Here is a 19,136-nt window from a genome sequence, read left to right on the forward strand (position 1 = left end):
TAAGAATCCCCCGTTAGCAATTCGGGCTGTGCTCCACACAGCCTCGGATCTCTCGGCCAGAAAGAAGTTCGCATGACCACCGTAGAACCCACCACATCCAACTTTCACCGACGCGCAGTTCTCAAATTTTCCCTCCTCGCCGGCGCAACAGGCGCTGCCGCAAACCTGGTCTCTCTCGCACCCGCGAAAGCTGCTCCCCTACAGATCCCCAAGCTCCTCAAAGACTGCAATGCTGCGGAGATTGCTGAGCGCGCGAATGTACTGCTCAAGGAGCAACGGATCTACCAATGGAGCATGGACGTGGGAAATGTCGAAGGCATTCCCATGGTTCACGCTTTGCCGGTAGGCGAAAGCCCCTCCATCGACTGGGCCATCGAATTCCTCGATAACTTCATCGATCTGCTCCAAAACCTCGCGGAAAGCGCAATCAACAAGATTTTCCCAGATCAGAAAGCTGGGCTTCAGGTCATCTCCCAGCAGATCCACGCTGTGGAAGAGCGTTTCTGGGCCAAGGTCAACGAATACAATGCCATACTCAAGAAGTACGAGAGCCGGGACCTGCACGCCGGTCTCGATGCCGCAGACCGCGTTCTGATCAGTGTGCTCGCCGGGTTCTTCCTGGGCCTCATCGCTGAACTTCAGGAGCTCCGCCGCAAGTTCTTCATCGTTGTGGAAGATGCATGGAAGGCCCAGCGTTTCTGGCTGGGTGACATCGGCGAGAAGAAGGACCTGCAGAAGTACCAGGACATGTGGGCAACCCTGCCCATCCCGGAGGTGGATGATTACCTCCACGATGATGACTTCTTCGCTTTTGCTCGCGTAGCCGGACCCAACCCACTGGTCCTTCGCGGAACCACCACGTTGCCAGAAGCCCTGGAAGTGGACCTGGAGAAGTTCGCCGCATCCGCTGGCGAATCCCTGGAAAAAGCCCAGGCCGAAGGTCGTCTCTACCACGTGGATTACGCCATGCTCGGCAACATGGCCAAAGAGGATGCCACCTTCAAGCTGATCACTGGTGACAACTACAACACCGCGCCCATCGCCCTATTCATTCGTCCCGCTGATTCCAAGCACTTGCGTCCCGTGGTCATCCAAATCGGCCAGAACCGCGGCACCTCCCCGGTGTTCTACGCACCTCAGCGCGGGACCCAGAAGACCTCTGAGTACTGGGGTTGGCAGATGGCGAAGACCGTAGTGCAGACCGCTGACTTCAACCACCACGAAATGTTCAGCCACCTCGGGGAAACCCACCTGATCTCGGAGGCGTTCTGCATCGCCACCCACCGTCAGCTCCCCCTCGGTCACCCATTGCGGGAACTGCTCGAGCCCCACTTCGAGGGGGATCTGTACATCAACAATCTCGCCGCGGCCATCATCATGGGCCCGTACACCATCGGCGATATCGTGCTGGCCGCCCCGCAGAAGGATATCGCTGGCGGAGCAGCTCAAGCACGCCTGAACTGGAATTTCACAGATCGCATGCCAACCCGCGATTTCGCTGATCGTGGCGTCGATTCCCCAGATCTCGAGTACCCATACCGCGATGATGCCCTCTCCGTGTGGGAGGAAACCTACAGCTGGGTGAGCTCGTACATCGACGTCTACTACAAGACCGATGCCGATGTTGCCGAAGATGCCGAGATGAGCGCCTGGGGCGATGAAGTGATCAACGAGGGCAAGGTCGCGGGCTTCAACAAACCACAGACCATCGATGCACTGAAGGAAGCCATTTCCATGGTGATCTTCACCGCCAGCGCCCAGCACGCAGCCGTGAACTACCTGCAGCGCGACCAGATGACCTACGCCCCGTACTACGCCGGCACCCTGGCCAACCTGCCTGACCGCGCGGACGGCAACTACTCCGAATCTGACTGGTTCAACATGCTGCCAACCTTCCTCAGCGCGTTCGCCCAGATGTACTTCCTCAATGTTTTGGGTGCGGTTTATTACCGACGCCTCGGCGACTACCGGAAGTCCACCTTCCCCCACCCACCGGCATTGACGGATGCCAGGGTGCAGACACCTCTCAACAACTTCCGCGATGGCCTCAAGAATCTGGAAGCCACCATCACGCAGCGCAATCAGGACCGCCTGTGGGAGTACCCATACCTCCTGCCCAGCAACATCCCGATGAGCACGAACATCTAGTTCCCAGCTTTCCTCGCTTACCTGCGCTTCACCGCACCGCCCTTTCCACGACGTACACAAGGACTACTTTTATGACTGCAACCAGCCAATTCAGCTACCGCAGCACCCGCAACATGCGAAACCGGGCTGTTCTCGCGCTCTCAATCAGCGCGTTGCTCGCAGCTGCTGGCGCTTCCGTGGCACTCAACAACGCTCCTGCAGCCCAAGCACTTCCTGCCGCGCACGAATCCAGCCCCAGCATGGTGCCGCAAACCAATTTCCACGATGGACCAGCTCCGGCCGGTCCTGCGGGCCGCATCTACATGCCAAACCCCGGCGAGAACGCCGTGCGCGTGTACGATTCCGCAACCAACCAGCTCCTGAAGTCCATCCCCACCGGTGGTGGGCATGGTCGCCCGGGAGTGATCGCTAAGTCTCACGATGACAAGAAGCTGTACGTGGATAATTTCCGCCACTTCCCCGCAACCGTCACCGTGATTGACCGCTCCAAGAATGACGCAACCAAGGAAATCTCCGTGTACTCCGCGCCGCTGGGAATCTTCAGCTCCAATGACGGCAAGGAAATCTACGTTCCCGAAGAAGGCGGAATGGTAGAGATCATCGACGTAGAAACCGACAAGGTTGTGCGCCAACTCCGGTTCCCGGACATCCCAGTGGGAGCCATCGCCGGCCCCGATGGGCTCATGTACATCGGATTTGGTTCCGGCTACATGGCCGGCGTGGATCCGCAGACCGGCAAGATCGTCAAGCCAGCCATCCACCTCGGCGGAATCGGCGCTTTCTGGTACAGCTTCAACGCTGACGGAACCAAGATGTACGCCGACGTAGTGAACTCCCTGGCCATCGTAGACATGGAGAAATGGCAGGTAGTCAACCGGCTGCACACCGCTCCGGACCAGAAGTACAACGTCTCCAACCCCGGCGCGTTCATCTCGACGCTCAACCCGGATGGCTCCCGCCTGTACGTGTCTCAGTTCGGCCGCGCCAATGTCCTGGTGGTGGATACCGCCACGGACAAGATCATCAAGGAAATCCCCACCAGCGGGTTCCAAACTGGCATCGAATTCAGCCCGGACGGCAGCCGCGGCTACATCTCGGACATGGGTCCGGATTCCTTGCCGTGGAAGGGCCCCATCGGAGAGATCACTCTCTTCGGAAAGCTCATCTCTTGGGGTGACACAGGCCCCAACCAGATCGTGGTGTTCGATCCGAAGTCGGACAACGTCCTGGGAGTTATCGACAACGGTTCAGAGGGCGTCGGCGTTCCTGCCGTAGTTGGCCTTCCTCAAGATTGGAAATAGGAAATGACTCACCTCGGAAAAATTACTTCCGCCCGCTTCGCCGGCAAGTCCCTCGTTGCTCTCAACACTTCGGTGTTGCTGTTTGCGTCCTTTTTGATGACGCCAGTCGCGTCCGCTCAATCCGAATCACCCACCTCGAACCAGGGCTCTGCCGAAAGTGCTGCAGACGGCTCCCGCGAGGGCGCGAATCGGAGTTCGGAACAGGGTTTGGGCCAGGGTTCTGCGGAGTCCGCCCGAACCCCCGGATCTCTGGAATCAGAGCTGGCTGAAGGTTCTGACACCTTTGATAGCTCCTCCAATAACCTCGGTTCCAGCACCCCAAACCTGAATCCTGATCATTCTGCTCCTTCCGCAGCCGAGCTGGATGAAAAGATCTCCGTGCCAGGCGTGCGCAACGTCCCGGGCGGGGCGATCTGGGTTCCGAACTACGGTGCGGGTTCCATCGTGCGCCTGAACAGCCAGACCTTGAAGGAAGAGGCCACTATCCCCTTCACGGGAGATCACCCAATGGTGGGCAAGGTCACCGCTGATGGCAAGCGCTTGTTCGTGGGTAATTTCGGACCGTTTGATCCCACCGTGACCGTGGTGGATACCCAGGCCAACCGCGTGATCAAGAAGATCCCTACGCTGGGCGCGCCTTATGCCACCATCACGATGTCCATGGATCAGGAACGTCTCTACGTTCCTACCGCGGGCTCCGTGGTTCATGTGGTTAACACCAGCACGCTGCAGATGGAACGAACCATCCCCGTTTACCTCCCGCCGTTCATCGCGCATATCGAAATCTCCCCTGATGAGAAGTGGATGTATGTCTTCCAGGCGTGGGGTTTGGTCACTCGTTACAGCTTGGAAACCGGCTTGGCTGATGGTGATGTTCTCCTCACCATCGGTAGCGCTCCAGGTTGGGGTGCCCTCTCGACCGACGGCAAGCGCCTGTACACCATCAACTTCATCAACGGAGTCTCGCTGATCGATACCGATAAGTGGCGCGTGGAGAAGAACATCATGGTGAATCCATACGGTGCCAACCCGATCTCCGGATCGCTCACCCCTGATGAGAGCGAGCTCTACATCTCCAACTTCTCCAATGATGAGGTGCAGATCCTGGATGCACACACCTTGGATGTGAAGCGAAGGATGAAGACCAACGGTGCCGCTGTGTATTCCGCATTCTCCGCAGACGGCAAGTACATGTGGCAAACCACCGTTGATGACGGCATTGAACTGCCCATCCCGCTGCCCATCGCGAGCAGCCTGATGTACCGCCAGAAGGATTACGCATATGGCGCATACCTGCTGGGCCTGAACTCCCGCGTGACCTTGTATGACACGGAAACTCTCACGCCACGTCAGCAGTACCAGACCCGAGGTGCCTTTGTGGCCGGTGTGTTCCCTCCAGAGGGACCAAAGGAAATGCCCGCCCCGCTTCCGGAAGATACTTCCGGCGTGACCGTCGGTTCTTCCGACGCCCTTGCCCCTGTCCTCACCAAGGATTTGCAGAAGTTCCTGGAAGAGCTGGCTCGCCTCAATGGCCTGGCCCTCCCCTTCCCTTCCCGTGAAGGTGCAAATGGCGATGCCGTGGGCTCCTCCACTCAGCCTGAATAGTTCACCCAGCTTTTCCCTTTACCCCGAAAGGAATGCCACCTCATGGCTAACCAGACTCTTCAAGCAGCAGAGCAAATCTACGTTCCCACCGGTCTCTTCGGCCAAACCGGCGTGGTTGATCTCACCCACCCATTCAGCGAATTGTGGCCATTTTTCCAGACTGCAGTGTTCCCAGTCTTGGCGTTCACCATCCAGTCTGTCACCAACTTCTTCGAGGGCACTGTTCGCTTCCTGCCCAACGAGATCTTGTCCACCCTCTTTGCGTAGGAGCAACATGACTGCCAATCAATCCCGCGTCCTTCCTGGGCGCAATCGAGTCGCTGCTGCTTTCGGCGGAGCCATCTTGATGCTCTCTTTCTTGGCAGGCTGCGGTTCCGATGAGGAAGCAAACTCTGCAAGTTCGGACAATGGGCCAAGCTCCTCTGTCTCTTCCAGTGCTCTCCCCACCGCGGGAACGGCACCGGGGTCAGCTGGCAACGCTGAGTCCTCCGCACCCAATCCCGCGGATGTGGCCGTGAACGAGGAGTTTCATGCTCCAGCAGATTTCACTCCCCCACCCGTGGTGAGCGAACCTCCCGCCAGCTTGGACCAGGGGCGTTACGCTCCTTACGGCCTGGCCGAGGATGGGCAGCCGAAGATCCCTGCGGATGCTCCGCGGGATCAGCAGTGCTCCATCATCAAGGGCACCAAATGCTCTGATGAGGATGTGAAGGCCTTCGAGAAGATGTGCACGGACAAGCCACTCTTGTGTGCAAACTACTTCTCTAACGATCGTTCAGATCTGGCACAGCAACAGTAATTTCCCACCACTTTCGAGGGCGCTGCTTACTCAAGCAGTGCCCTCGATTGCTGTCCTAGTGGCCCGCTGGTCTAGTGGGCGGCCAGATCCCAGTTTTCGCCGGCACCAGCAGAGACATCCAGTGGTACGCGCAGGGACACCGCCGAATCCATCTCGCGGATCAGCAGCTTCTCCACGTCCTCGAGCTCGCCCTTGGCTACTTCCACCACGAGTTCATCGTGGACTTGCAGCAGCACGCGGGAAGAGTACTCTCCTGCTCGAAGCGCATCATCCACGCGCAGCATCGCGATCTTGATGATGTCCGCAGCCGTGCCCTGGATAGGCGCGTTCAGCGCAGCGCGCTCGGCATTTTCCCTGGCCACCCGGTTAGACGAGCCGAGCTCTGGCAGGTAACGACGTCGCCCAAACAACGTCTGCGTGTACCCATCCTCCCGGGCCACCTCAACCACGTGATCCAGGTAGCGCTTCACTCCACCGAAACGCTCGAAGTAGTTCTCCATGATTCCCTTGGCTTCACCAGCGCTGATCTTGAGTTGCTGGGAAAGGCCAAAAGCGGACAGCCCGTAGACCAAGCCGTAGGACAAAGCCTTCACCTTGCGGCGCAGTTCCGCGGAGACTTCATCAACCGGGACATCGAACACGCGCGAACCCACGTAATTGTGCAGGTCCTCCCCCGATTGATATGCCTCAATCAATCCGGCATCCTCCGAGAGGTGCGCCATCACGCGCATTTCAATCTGGGAGTAGTCAGCGGTCAAGAGGGTCTCATAACCTTCACCCACCAGGAACGCACTGCGGATGCGCCGCCCTGCCTCGGTGCGCACGGGGATGTTCTGCAGGTTGGGATCCGAAGAGCTCAGGCGACCAGTGGCCGAACCCTTCTGGTTGAAGGTGGTGTGAATGCGCCCATCGTCCTTGATGGCCTCCACCAGCCCATCGATGGTGGACTTCATCTTCTGGTATTCCCGGTGCGCCATCAAGTGCGCGAGAAATGGGTGATTGGACTGGGCAGCCAGCTTTTCCAGCTCGCCCGCAGCGGTGGAATAACCGGTCTTGGTCTTCTTGGTCTTGGGCAGATCAAAGTCCTCGAAAAGCACCTTCTGCAGCTGCTTCGGGCTGGAGAGGTTTAGCTTTGGATCCCCCGCGATCTCCCGCGCTGCGGCAATCTCTTCCTCCAGCTTGGATCCATAATCCTGGCTGAGATCCTCGAGCAATTCCCGATCCGCCGTGATTCCCACATGTTCCATGCGCGCCAAGATCAGGCTCAGCGGCACTTCCAGATCGAAGTACAATGCGGATTGACCAGCAGCATCCAACTCTGGATTCAATGTGCGCACCAGCTCAATCACTGCTTGCGCACGTTCCACAGGCGCAGCGGATTCCGCCAGTTCCCGCCCGGCATGACGCTGCAATACATCGCTCAGCTCACCCGTGCGTACATCTGGACGCAGCAGGTAGGCAGCCAGCGACGTATCGTGCTCCACGCCATCCAACTCCATACCGAACACCTGGAGTTGGTGATAGGTCCGCTTGGCATCATGCAACCACTTACGCTTTTCGGGATCAGCGAGCCAGGAGGTGAGCGCGGCGTCGTCCTTAGGATCTAAGCCAGCCAGATCCAGCACCACACCTACGTTGTCCTTGTCCAAGATAGCGATCTGCTCGTCCACCACCTCGACAGCTACCGCGTCCCGCTTTTTGAGCCAGGCGGCCAGCTTGCCGGGTTTGATGTCCTCCAGGCTGATCGGGACTTGCGCGGTGTCTTCAAACTCCACGCCCAAGGTGCGGAACGCACGATTACGCAGGGTGGCGCCGAACTGCAGCTCCTCGAACACCTGCAGGGCCTCGTTCGCATCCACGTGTGCCGGGCGCAGCTGATCCATGGTTTCCACCACGTCCAGATCCCGCACCATCTCGGTGATCTCTCGCGCGAGTTTGACGTTGTCGATGTTCTCGCGCAGAGATTCGCCAACCTTGCCCTTGATGTCATCCATCGCATCAATGACACCGTCCAGGCTGCCGTACTGCGTGATCCACTTTTGCGCGGTCTTGGGGCCCACACCGGGAACGCCCGGCATGTTGTCCGAGGTATCTCCGCGCAGCGCTGCCAGATCCGGGTATTGGGTGGGCGTGACGCCGTACTTTTCCTCCACCGCATCCGGGGTAAACCTGTGCAGCTCAGAGACTCCCTTGAGGGTGTAGAGCACCGTGACATCCTCGTTAACCAGCTGCAACGCATCGCGGTCGCCCGTGCAAATCAACACCCGCATGCCCGCTTCCTGGCCCTTGGTGGCCAGGGTGGCGATGATGTCATCGGCCTCAAAGGACTCTTTGTCCAATGTTTCGACGCCAAGCGCTTCCATCGCGCGGCGGATCAGCCCGATCTGGCCTTTGAACTCATCCGGGGTGGACGGACGCTGTGCCTTGTACGCAGGGAAAGACTCTTCGCGGAACGTAGGGCCGGAGAGGTCAAAAGCCGCACCAACATGCGTGGGCTTCTCATTTTCCATCAGCCCCAGGAACATTCCGAGGAACCCGTACACAGCATTGGTGTGCTGGCCACCCGTGGTGGAGAAGTTCTGCGCGGGCAGCGCATAGAACGCGCGGAACGCGAGAGAGTGCCCGTCCAGCAATAGCAGGGTGGGGCGGTCTTCTGTGGTGGATTTTCCAGCGGAGCTCATGTGTGCCGAGTCTAGTAGAAGCCCAAGACAAAGCTCCCGAGAAGGCGAGAGATTCCAGGTGGGATTTAGAAGTCTGCGATGACCAGTTTCTTCATCTGCATCATGTGCTGGAAAGCATCGGGGCGTTCCATCAGCTCTTCCAGATTGGCGGGGACCACCTGCCACGCCATGCCGAACTTGTCCTTGAGCCAGCCACACTGCTCAGCTTCGGGAACCGCACTCATTGCATCCCACAGGCGATCAATCTCGGCTTGATCCTCGCACTGGATCAGCAGGGAGATCCCGCCGAAGCCATGGTCCTGGCCGGAGCCGTTGTCCATGATGGAAAACCACTGGTCGCCAATGCGGAAATCTCCGTAGGCCAGCGCACCCGCTGCTGCCTTCCCCGTGTCCTCGGAGTAAGGGAACGTGGTGCCCACCGCGGCACCTTCACCGTACTCAGCAAACAGGGAAACGTAGAATTCCGCAGCTTCCTGGGCACGATCCTGCGCCGGGCCATCAAACATCATCGAAGGCATGATGAACGGGCGAGGATCGCTCTCGGGATCCTTGAAGAACAGCTGCCAGTTCACACCGAACTTATCTTCCACCCAGCCATACAGTGGGCAGAATGGGTATTCGCCCAGCGGCATGAGCTCTTTGCCCTCTTCGCTGAACATTTCCCAGACCTTTTTCAGAGCGGATTTCGCCTTATCGGCGTCGCCATCAAAGAAACGGGGATCGAAGTTGAGCATGAAGGAAACGCCGGGGCTGGGGCGGAACTCATCGCCCGCGTTGATCAGGGTGATGAGGTAACCGGCGATCTCCACGTTCACGGTGACGGGCTGACCTGCGAATTCCTTCTGGAAATCGGGGAGGTCGGTCTCCGGGTAGCGCGCTTCGATGACGGTGCTGACCGGCAGGCCGGTGGTCTGGAAAACTTCCTCGTAGTACTGGGAAGCTGGCTCGGCGCTGCGATTGCACCAGACGTTGGGGATTAACTTTTGCATGATGGGGGCGCTTCCTTGTCTGGGGGGAGTGAATTGAGTGGAGTGCGTTGAGTGTGCGCGGCGCGCGGCTCATTTCCCCCGAGCATAGGCTCGCGCTGGTTGGGGGCGCTACATTTTCCTGCGCTGATACTCAGCGTGAAAGGCACGCGAAAAACGGGACAGAAATCACCTCTGCCCCGCTATATCCCCGAAGTACTACCTGTGGTGCCCCAGGTGAGACTCGAACTCACACTGGACGGGTTTTGAATCCGTTGCCTCTGCCAATTGGGCTACTGGGGCGTTAATGCTTGTAACAGACTATTCCACTAGGTAAGAAAGTTACAAAACCCCAGCATGAGCGCTCCAACCTCCTCGAACTACTGCGCCAGCACCCCGTCAGAGTCCACCACGGTGAGATCCATCCCGGCGGCGATCATCCGGTCCCTGAACTCGCGGATCATGCGGCCACCCACGGAGTTGATCTCATCCACCTTGTCCAGATCCAAGATCACGGAATTGGATTCAAATTCGTGCTCGCGAATGGCGCGCCAGATCTTTTCCGCTGCATTGAAATCGATATCACCCTGCAGACGAATAACGGTGGTTATGCCCTTGTCCGCCTTTTCGTCCTCCACCGTGGTGATACTGCGCACGGCCACTCGACCACGTTTTTCCGTAGCCATCAGGTGCAGGCCCATGTGCTTATTCAAGCGCTGGAATACCTTCTTGGCGCGCACGCTATTGCCGTTCTCATTGAGCTTCGGAGAAAACGCGGCAATTCCCAATCGCCCCGGCAAGGTGCCGATAATGCCGCCCGAAACTCCGGACTTCGCAGGCAAACCAACCGAAGCCATCCACCGACCCGCACCGTTGTACATGCCAGCGCTGGCCATCACCGATTGCACCTGCAGCGCCACCTCGTTTGAGCACACGCGCTTGCCCGTCACCGGGTGTGTACCACCATTGGCCAAGGTCGCGGCCATCTTCGAGAGATCACTCACGGTCACCATGATCGAGCACTGCTGCACGTAACTATCCACCGCGTCATGCGCGGTGTCCTGGATCATGCCGTAACTGCGCAACATGTGAGCCAGCGACAAATTGCGGTCTGATGTTTGAAGCTCTGAATCGCACGTCGGTTGATCGATATGCAATTCCCTACCCGCCAATTCAGAGAAAAAACTCAAGATCTTCTCCACGCGGTCCTCCACCGAGGATTCCTCGCCATTAATCAGCTGATTAACCGTGATGGCTCCCGCATTAATCATCGGGTTCATCGGCCGCTTAGTTTCCCCATCCAAGCTCAGCTCGTTAAATGCCTCACCCGAGGGCTCCATGCCCACAAACTGCGCCACATGATCCAGCGTGTGCTCCTCCAAAGCCAACGCATAAGCAAAAGGCTTGGACATGGACTGAATGGAGAATTCCAGATCCACATCGCCCTCGCGAAGCCCCTGGGCATAAACCTGTCCATCGACCGTGCAAAACGCTACCGAAAGTGGCTCCGGATCAGCGTGCGCGAGCTCCGGAATATAATCCGCCACCGCGCCCTCGCTATTGTCTTTCAGCTGCTCCAGCTGCTCTTTGAGGTACTCGGAGACAATATCGTCCTTCATCATTTGATGCCCTCCACTTTCAGTAGTGCTTTTTTATTTTCGACGCCACCGTTGTAGCCACCCAGCCCTCCACCGGCAGGCAACACGCGATGGCACGGAACCACGATGCACACGGGATTCTTCCCTACTGCGTTCCCCACCGCTCGGGCAGCCCCCTTGCGGCCAAGTTCCTGCGCAATTTCCCCATAGGATTTGGACTCCCCAAAGCCAATCTTCTCTAATTCCGCCCAGACAGATTTTTGCCATTGTGTGCCCCGCAATTCATAGCGGAGATTGAATTCTTGGCGCTTGCCCGCAAAGTATTCATTCAGTTGCGATTGGGTTTCTCGGAAAATGGGCGTGCTGTTTGCGTCGTCCAACAAAGAAGAATCATAAGAAGGCGCCGCAGGCTGGCTCGCAAACCATAACCCCACCAGCGCATCCCCCTCGCGAGCCGCCAACATCTGCCCGCGGGGCGATTCGAGCAGGGCGAAGTGAGTATTATTCATGAGTTCCGATATGCTTTCCCAATGATAAATAGGTTTCCGCGCCGAGCTTTGCGGGCGGCTATCGCCTTGAGCCTAACGATGGTGCTGACCGCGTGCGTAACGAACGAAGAATTGGGGCATCCCGAGGGCTGGGAAAAAGTCCAGCCAGCGGAAGTTCCCGAGTTGGCCAAGATGCTTCCTGATTCGATTGCGCAGAAGGGCACCCTCTCCGCCGCAGCGAACACCCCGTACGCTCCCGCGCAGTTCAAGGACTCGCAGGGCGAGATCATCGGTTATGAAATGGACCTGATCCAGGCCGCTGGCTCCGTGCTGGGCCTGGACGTGCAACTGCGACAGATGGATTTCAATCTCATCCTGCCCGCCATTGGTGCCGGCACGGTGGACGTGGGTGCCTCCTCGTTCACTGACACCGAAGAGCGCCAGCTCAACTACGATTTCGTGGACTTCTACAACGCGGGCGTGGCCTGGGCTACCCAACCGGGCAACGAGGGCAACGTGGATCCGGACAACGCCTGTGGCTTGACCGTCTCCGTGCAAAAGGGAACATATTCCGAGACCGACGAGATAGTAGGAAAATCCGCTCAGTGTGAGGCCGAGGGCAAACCTCCCATCACCAAGTTGGTCTACGCCAGCGCCGATGCTGCAGCCACCGCGGCCATTTTGAAGAAGGCCGACGCCTACAGTTCTGATTCCACGGTGATCTCTTATGCCGTGGAGCGTTCCGATGACAAGCTGGTCCAGATCGGTGAAGCCTTCGATACCGCTCCATTCGGCTGGGCAGTGAAGAAGGATTCTCCCCTGGGTCCCGCCCTGGCTGCGGCTCTGAAACACATGATGGAAACCGGCGACTACGAGCGCATCCTCAAGCCCTGGGGATTGGAAGAGGGAGCCGTGGATGAGGTGCTCTTCAACCTCGCCCCGCTACCGAATGCGCGCGGTAGTCAAAGCGCCCGAACCTCGCGCACTTCAAGTAACTCACGCACTGCCACGAAACGAAGGATCTCCGCATGAGCACCACCTCTGTAGCCACCCCGAGCCGCCCCAAGGAAAACCAGGCCATCCCGCTCCGCCATCCTTGGCGCTGGGTTTTCGCTGCCGTGCTTCTGGTGCTGCTGGTGGTTTTCGTCATCGACGCGGCTGGGCGTGAGGCCTACCACTGGGACACGTATTTCCAATACATCCTGGACACGCGCATTGCTACCGCTGCGCTCTACACCCTGGCGCTGACCATCTTGGCGATGCTCCTCGGTGTGATTCTGGGTGCCATCGTGGCTGTGCTGCGCATGTCCCCCAACCCGGTCCTCCAAGGCGTGGCCTGGCTCTACCTATGGATCTTCCGTGGAACTCCCGTCTACGTGCAGCTGGTGTTCTGGGGGCTACTCAGCTCGATCTACCAGGTCATTAACGTAGGGTTCGCGGAGATTGACCTCCAGCAACTGTTGATGAACGCCTTCCTGTTGGCCGTGCTGGGCCTGGGTCTGAACGAGGCTGCCTACATGGCGGAGATCGTGCGCGCCGGCATCCAGGCAGTTCCGGAAGGACAGTCCGAAGCCTCCACCGCGCTAGGCATGACCTGGTGGCAGAACATGCGCCGCACCGTGCTTCCGCAGGCCATGCGCATCATCATCCCGCCCACGGGAAACGAACTGATCTCCATGCTGAAGACCACCTCGCTGGTCATCGCCATCCCGTTCGCCGGTGAGCTGTATGGACGCAGCACGGATATCTCCAACAGCATCTTCCAGCCAGTTCCACTGCTGATGGTCGCTGCCACCTGGTACCTGGTGATCACCAGTCTGCTGATGGTTGCGCAGTACTACCTGGAGCGTTACTACTCTCGCGGTTCTTCCCGCAAGCTCACCACTCGCCAACTTGCCGCTTTGTCTGATGCCGAAGGTGTTCCTCCTCGCAATGTCACCGTGGGAGACAACACGCGCGATGGTGGCCGTGGCAATCAGTCCCGCAAGTCCTAATTGAGTGCCAGAACGATCAGTGCCAGACAAATCAGTGTCAGAAGCGAAAGAAAGTAAGAACATGAACTCACCAGTTGCTTCCGCCGATGTACCGATGATTTCGGTGAAAGAGGTGTGGAAGAACTACGGACGCTTGGACGTGCTCAAGGGCATTGATCTCGACGTGCCACGCGGCTCTGTCACCTGTTTGATCGGGCCTTCTGGTTCCGGTAAATCCACGCTACTGCGCTGCGTGAATCACCTGGAAAAGGTGAACTCGGGACGCATCGAGGTGGATGGCGAGCTCATCGGCTACCAAGAAAAAGATGGCAAGCTCTACGAGATCTCCGAAAAATCCGCTGCCAAGCAGCGCCTGCACATCGGCATGGTGTTTCAGCACTTCAATTTGTTCCAGCACCGCACGGTCCTGGAAAACATCATCGAGGCGCCCATCCAGGTGAAGGGCGAATCCAAGGCTGAAGCCACGGAATACGCACGCGAACTGCTGGCTCAGGTGGGATTGGCAGACAAGGAAGACGTCTACCCCATTCAGCTCTCCGGCGGCCAGCAGCAGCGCGTGGCTATCGCCCGAGCACTCGCCATGCGCCCCAAGCTGATGCTCTTCGATGAGCCCACCTCCGCTCTGGACCCAGAGTTGGTGGGTGAAGTGCTCAATGTGATGCGCCGGCTGGCCGAAGATGGAATGACCATGTTGGTGGTCACCCATGAAATGGGCTTTGCCCGGGAGGTCGCGGATTCCGTGGCGTTCATGGACGGCGGCGTGATCGTGGAGCACGACAACGCGCGCGATGTCATCACCAACCCGCAGCACCCGCGGACACAGGAATTCCTGTCTAACCTGCTCTAACCAGCATTTGTGCAGGCATCTAGCTCAAGTGCAGGCGCTCACGAGCTTGGCGTCGAAAAGCAAAGAATCCCGGGAGATTAGAGCGGAAATTCTACGGCTGCACCTGGACGTGCCATGGCACGCGGGGTGCTCCGCTATCGTCCTTGACCTGACGCAACAGCGGCTCAGCAGGATCCTTTTCGCGGATGGTCAACAACTCCGCGAAATGCATGGTTAGCCCGGAAATGGATCCCATTCCGTAGTGGCGGACGTCGATCTTGAGCTCCACGCCCTCTGGCGCGTCCTCTTTGTCATCTTGCTCTGGATCGTCCTCGCCGTACTCCTCCACCCACGTGGTGACGAGTTCTGGATCGGGGGTCAATCCCGTTTCCACCTGGAGATCGGCATCCAGATCATCCCCCAAAGCGGCGATGAGTCCGCGGAAATCTTCCTCGATGAATTCCATCTGGCTGGGCTTGGCAAGAAGGCGAAACATAATGCTTGGCATGCTTTCATTATTACACCAGCTATATTTGATGTGTGATTGGTTCTAACAAGCACTACTCCGCGCCCGTCCAGCCTCTGACCTCTTTGCCTGATGGAACGATCAAGCAGGTCAACCCGTTCACCGGCACCGAGGTATGGACCGTACCCGGCCGGGCGAATCGGCCCATGCAGGTACCGAAGCGGGAAGCCAAGGAAATCAAGGACCGCGAGGGATCCTGTGCCTTCGGCAATGCGCGCAAGCTCGATACCCCGCCGGAGAAGGCTCGTTTGGTGCTGGATGAGGATCAGCACCCACGGATCCTGCGCGGGATCAAAGCCAGTGAACTGAACTCCACGGAACCGCTGTTCCGTCGCGTCGCCAACCTCTACGAAATCCTCACCTATGAGTACTGGGCCATGAACTACGGCCACAAGATGAACCCCGCTGCGGCCAAGCACATGGTTGATTACCTCTCCGAGGATGAGGGACGCGCGCACGTGGAGAAGATCCTGCGCATCAAGCTGGAAGCGGCTGGAAAGTCCGCCGAGGAGATCGATGAGCTGTTCTCCGAAGAACGCCGCGCGCAATCGCTCCAGGAGATGTCCGGGAGCCTTTTCGCCGGTGGCCACGATGTGATCATCGCCCGCGATCACTACCAGCCAGAGGCCACCACCACGGATCAGCTGGCCGGATCCGGCACGCTGAGCTGGGAACACCACCGCCACTTCATCGCGTTCACCGTGGATGCGATGGATCAGCTGTACCGCTCCAACCGCTACGCCCGCTACGTGGCCGTGTTCCAGAACTGGCTGGAACCAGCCGGGGCAAGCTTCGATCACCTGCACAAGCAGCTGGTGGCCATCGATGAGCATGGCCTGCAGAACGAGTTTGAGATCGCCCAGGTACGCCAGAACGCCAACATGTACAACGAGTGGGCAGTGGATTACGCATCCCGCCACAACCTGGTGATCGCGGAGAATGACCACGCCATTGCCTTCGCCGGCTTTGGCCACCGCTGGCCTACCCTGGAAGTGTTCAGCAAGTCCGCTACCACCGAGCCCTGGCTGATGGCCGATGCAGAGCGCGATGGTGTGGCTGACCTGGTTCATGCCTGCCACATCGCTGCCGGGCCATCCATCCCCTGCAACGAGGAATGGCTGCACCGCCCGTTGGACATCGACGTGCCCATGCCGTGGCGCATCGTGATCAAGTGGCGCGTCTCCAAGATGGCTGGCTTCGAGGGTGGCACCAAGATCTTCATCAACACCCTCTCCCCTGCTGACCTCAAGGATCGTGTGCTCCCAGAGCTGCTGACCGCCCGCGAGGAAGGCCGCCTGGCTCCCGGGATCAAATTGGGTGACGAGTGCGATTTCGCCCCCAACAAGCTCAAATACAACCCGGCCATTCGCTAACTCGGGGTTGTATTTCCGGGGCGCTTTCTCCGGGTCATCTTCCAGCGATCCCCTGGCCCGCCAGCCCGTGATGGCGAAGTACCTATGATGGAAGAATGACTGACTCTCCCTCTTCTTTTTCTCCCGACGCCACCACGATCGCCTCTTACGCCAAGGATCACGGGGTGGATTTGGACTGGCAGCAGGACTTCTACCGCTGGCTGCACCAGCATCCCGAACTCTCTTTGCAGGAAGAGAAGACAGCGGCCTACGTGGCGGACAAGCTCTCTGAATTCGACTGCGAAGTAACCACCGGCATTGGTGGGCACGGAGTGGTGGCCATCTTCAAGAATCCTGCGGATGATTCTGGCGCTGGAGATGAAGGCCCCACCATCCTCATGCGCGCGGATTTCGATGCCCTGCCGGTCACCGAAGATACCGGTCTGGACTATGCCTCCGAGAACGATGGCGTAATGCACGCCTGTGGGCATGACATGCACACCAGCGCGCTGATGGGGCTCTGCGCGGTGATGGATGAGCGTCGGGACGCGTGGAAGGGAACCTTCATTGCGCTGTTCCAGCCCGCTGAAGAGGTCACGCGCGGGGCGTCGATGATGGTGGACGATGGCCTGAAGGACATCATCCCCACCCCAGAGGTGTGCCTGGCCCAGCACATCGTTCCCGGGGAAGCCGGAAGCATCATGTCCGCACCCGGCCCAGTGCTGGCGGCCTGCGATACCATCACGGTCACGCTGCACGGCAAGTCCGCTCACGGTTCACAGCCGCACGAATCGCTGGATCCCACCTACCTGGCAGCGATGATCGTGGTTCGCCTGCAGGGCATCGTGGGCCGGGAGGTGGCTCCAGATGATTTCTCCGTGATCACCGTGGGCACACTGAGCTCCGGCCACACCAACAACACCATTCCGGAAACCGCGAAACTGGTGCTCAACTGCCGCTTCTATGACACCGGCGTGCGCGACCGCACCTACAAGGCCATCGAGCGCGTGATCCACGGTGAGTGCATGGCCTCTGGCTGCACCAAGGAACCGGAGATCGAATACTCCGCCCACGGTGAATTGACCGATAACGATGAAAACGTGTTCTCCACTGTCCGCCCAGTGTTTGATGAGGTCTTCGGCGAGCGCTCAATCGATGCGGAGCCCTGGACCGCCTCCGAGGACTTCTCCGAAATCCCCCGCCACTTCGGAGTCCCCTACTTGTTCTGGACTGTCGGCGCTACCGACCCAGAAGTGTGGAAAACCGGGGAGAATATCCCCGGCAATCACAGCCCGCAATTCGCTCCGGCTGAAGGAGTTCTGGAGGCCTCCACCACGGCTGCAGTAGCCGCGGTGCTGACCTACATGAGCCACTAACTAGCGGGTGCGCTCCTGCCCCAGCAGGTGCACCTGGATCATGTTCGTGTTGCCGGAAATTCCCGGAGGGGAACCGGCCACGACAACCATCATGTCATCGCGGCTGTACTCATCCATGTTCAGCAGGGATGCATCCACGGCGCTGATCATCTTCTCGGTGGTATCCACATCCTCCACCAGGAAGGTTTCCGCACCCCAGGTCAGCGCCAGCTGCGAACGCACGGCCTGCGAAGGGGTGAACACCAGTAGTGGCAGGCGGGAGCGCAGGCGCGCCACGCGCTTGGCCGTGTCACCGGTAGAAGTGAATGCCACCATCGCGCGGGCGTTCAAACGCTCGCCGATATCCTTGGCGGCATAGGAAATCACGCCACGACGAGTGCGTGGGCGGTGAGACAGTGGCGGAACTTCGCCATCGATCTCCGCAGCCACCACGATGCGGGACATGGTCTTCACCGTGGTGATGGGGTGCTTGCCCACGGAGGTTTCACCCGAAAGCATCACGGCATCAGCGCCATCGAGCACGGCGTTTGCCACGTCCGAAGCTTCCGCGCGGGTGGGGCGGGAGTTCTCAATCATGGAATCCAGCATCTGGGTAGCCACGATCACAGGCTTGGCGTTCTCACGCGCAATCTGGATCGCGCGCTTCTGAACTAGCGGAACATCCTCCAGCGGAACCTCTACGCCCAGATCGCCGCGGGCGACCATGACTGCGTCGAAAGCCAAGATGACGGGCTCTAGCGCATCCACTGCCTCTGGCTTCTCCAGCTTGGCAATGACGGGTACGCGACGGCCCACCTCGTCCATGACCTCGTGAACCAGCTCCACATCAGCGGGGGAACGCACGAAAGACAGGGCGATGAAATCCACGCCGAGCTGCAGCGCGAAGCGAAGATCCTTGATGTCCTTCTCGCTCAGCGGTGGCACGGAGATGTTCATGCCGGGCAGGGAAACACCCTTGTTGTTGGAGACGGGGCCACCTTCGGTGACCTCGCAGATAACGTCGTTGCCTTCAACTGCCTTGCACAGGAGGGCGACCTTGCCATCGTCCACCAGGAGACGATCGCCTGGGCGGGCATCGCGAGCGAGGCCCTTGTAGGTGGTGGAGACGCGATCATGCGTGCCTTGCACGTCTTCCACGGTGATGCGGACGGTCTCACCGGTCTGCCACACGGTGGCACCTTCGGAGAAACGACCCAGACGAATCTTGGGTCCCTGCAGGTCAGCGAGGATACCGACTGCATGTCCGGTCTTATCGGAGGCTTCCCGAACCCAGCGGTAGTTCTGCTCGTGATCCTCGTGCTCGCCGTGAGAGAAGTTAAGGCGAGCCACGTCCATTCCGGCCTCGACCAGGTTCAGAATGTTCTCTTGAGAGGCCACAGCGGGCCCCAGGGTGCACACAATCTTGGTTCGTCTATTCACCCCATCGAGACTACAGCAGCCCCCCACACACTTCAGTGTTCGCTGGCAGCTTCCTAGC

General features: G+C 59.0%; 16 protein-coding genes and 1 tRNA gene. 10 read left to right on the forward strand and 7 right to left on the reverse strand.

The window, feature by feature from the left end; translation table 11 throughout:
* Window positions 1-72 precede the first annotated feature (72 nt).
* From IRY30_RS06560 to IRY30_RS06580, 5 genes are all read left to right on the forward strand, one after another.
* Window positions 73-2,148 carry a lipoxygenase family protein gene (locus tag IRY30_RS06560; RefSeq protein WP_194556644.1) on the forward strand — a complete coding sequence of 692 codons (2,076 nt, stop codon included), beginning with the start codon at window positions 73-75 and terminating at the stop codon, window positions 2,146-2,148.
* A gap of 71 nt (window positions 2,149-2,219) precedes the next feature.
* Window positions 2,220-3,449 (forward strand): YncE family protein, encoded by a 1,230-nt coding sequence (locus IRY30_RS06565; protein ID WP_194556645.1) that lies wholly within the window; start codon window positions 2,220-2,222, stop codon window positions 3,447-3,449.
* A gap of 3 nt (window positions 3,450-3,452) precedes the next feature.
* A complete protein-coding gene (locus IRY30_RS06570; RefSeq protein ID WP_194556646.1) occupies window positions 3,453-5,054 on the forward strand; it encodes a YncE family protein in 1,602 nt (533 codons plus the stop codon).
* A gap of 42 nt (window positions 5,055-5,096) precedes the next feature.
* Window positions 5,097-5,321, forward strand: a complete 225-nt coding sequence (locus tag IRY30_RS06575) for a hypothetical protein (protein ID WP_194556647.1) — start codon at window positions 5,097-5,099, stop codon at window positions 5,319-5,321.
* A gap of 7 nt (window positions 5,322-5,328) precedes the next feature.
* Window positions 5,329-5,853, forward strand: coding sequence for a hypothetical protein (locus IRY30_RS06580; protein ID WP_194556648.1), 525 nt, complete (start codon window positions 5,329-5,331; stop codon window positions 5,851-5,853).
* Window positions 5,854-5,924: 71 nt separating this feature from the next.
* Here IRY30_RS06580 and polA read toward each other — a convergent pair whose 3' ends face one another.
* The 5 genes from polA to IRY30_RS06605 form a co-directional block, all read right to left on the reverse strand.
* The gene (gene polA, locus IRY30_RS06585) at window positions 5,925-8,534 is read right to left on the reverse strand and encodes a DNA polymerase I (RefSeq protein ID WP_194556649.1); all 2,610 of its coding nucleotides are present in this window, start codon (window positions 8,532-8,534) and stop codon (window positions 5,925-5,927) included.
* Between the two features lie 65 nt (window positions 8,535-8,599).
* A complete protein-coding gene (locus IRY30_RS06590) occupies window positions 8,600-9,523 on the reverse strand; it encodes a VOC family protein (RefSeq protein WP_194556650.1) in 924 nt (307 codons plus the stop codon).
* A gap of 202 nt (window positions 9,524-9,725) precedes the next feature.
* Window positions 9,726-9,802: transfer RNA gene (locus tag IRY30_RS06595), tRNA-Leu, on the reverse strand.
* A gap of 77 nt (window positions 9,803-9,879) precedes the next feature.
* On the reverse strand, window positions 9,880-11,118 hold the full coding sequence (locus IRY30_RS06600) for a glutaminase (RefSeq protein ID WP_194556956.1): 1,239 nt from the start codon (window positions 11,116-11,118) through the stop codon (window positions 9,880-9,882).
* Complete coding sequence (locus IRY30_RS06605; protein ID WP_228503108.1) at window positions 11,118-11,606, reverse strand: methylated-DNA--[protein]-cysteine S-methyltransferase; 489 nt, start codon at window positions 11,604-11,606, stop codon at window positions 11,118-11,120. Before IRY30_RS06605 ends, IRY30_RS06600 begins: the two co-directional genes overlap by 1 nt.
* 21 nt (window positions 11,607-11,627) lie before the next feature.
* Between IRY30_RS06605 and IRY30_RS06610 the strand changes: the two genes are divergently transcribed.
* From IRY30_RS06610 to IRY30_RS06620, 3 genes are all read left to right on the forward strand, one after another.
* Window positions 11,628-12,617 carry an ABC transporter substrate-binding protein gene (locus IRY30_RS06610; protein ID WP_228503111.1) on the forward strand — a complete coding sequence of 330 codons (990 nt, stop codon included), beginning with the start codon at window positions 11,628-11,630 and terminating at the stop codon, window positions 12,615-12,617.
* On the forward strand, window positions 12,614-13,579 hold the full coding sequence (locus tag IRY30_RS06615; RefSeq protein WP_194556651.1) for an amino acid ABC transporter permease: 966 nt from the start codon (window positions 12,614-12,616) through the stop codon (window positions 13,577-13,579). The genes IRY30_RS06610 and IRY30_RS06615 overlap by 4 nt, the downstream gene beginning before the upstream one ends.
* A 61-nt stretch (window positions 13,580-13,640) precedes the next feature.
* The gene (locus IRY30_RS06620; protein ID WP_309824806.1) at window positions 13,641-14,426 is read left to right on the forward strand and encodes an amino acid ABC transporter ATP-binding protein; all 786 of its coding nucleotides are present in this window, start codon (window positions 13,641-13,643) and stop codon (window positions 14,424-14,426) included.
* A gap of 91 nt (window positions 14,427-14,517) precedes the next feature.
* Here IRY30_RS06620 and IRY30_RS06625 read toward each other — a convergent pair whose 3' ends face one another.
* Complete coding sequence (locus tag IRY30_RS06625) at window positions 14,518-14,913, reverse strand: hypothetical protein (protein ID WP_194556652.1); 396 nt, start codon at window positions 14,911-14,913, stop codon at window positions 14,518-14,520.
* Between the two features lie 32 nt (window positions 14,914-14,945).
* Between IRY30_RS06625 and IRY30_RS06630 the strand changes: the two genes are divergently transcribed.
* Both IRY30_RS06630 and IRY30_RS06635 read left to right on the forward strand, forming a co-directional pair.
* Window positions 14,946-16,304, forward strand: a complete 1,359-nt coding sequence (locus IRY30_RS06630) for a DUF4921 family protein (RefSeq protein ID WP_194556653.1) — start codon at window positions 14,946-14,948, stop codon at window positions 16,302-16,304.
* A 95-nt stretch (window positions 16,305-16,399) separates the two neighbouring features.
* Window positions 16,400-17,659, forward strand: a complete 1,260-nt coding sequence (locus IRY30_RS06635; RefSeq protein WP_194556654.1) for an amidohydrolase — start codon at window positions 16,400-16,402, stop codon at window positions 17,657-17,659.
* On the opposite strand, the gene pyk is transcribed toward IRY30_RS06635, so the two are convergent.
* Window positions 17,660-19,078, reverse strand: a complete 1,419-nt coding sequence (pyk, locus tag IRY30_RS06640) for a pyruvate kinase (protein ID WP_194556655.1) — start codon at window positions 19,076-19,078, stop codon at window positions 17,660-17,662.
* Between the last annotated feature and the right edge of the window lie 58 nt (window positions 19,079-19,136).

It is taken from the genome of Corynebacterium suicordis DSM 45110 (assembly GCF_015351405.1).
Lineage (GTDB): Bacteria > Actinomycetota > Actinomycetes > Mycobacteriales > Mycobacteriaceae > Corynebacterium > Corynebacterium suicordis.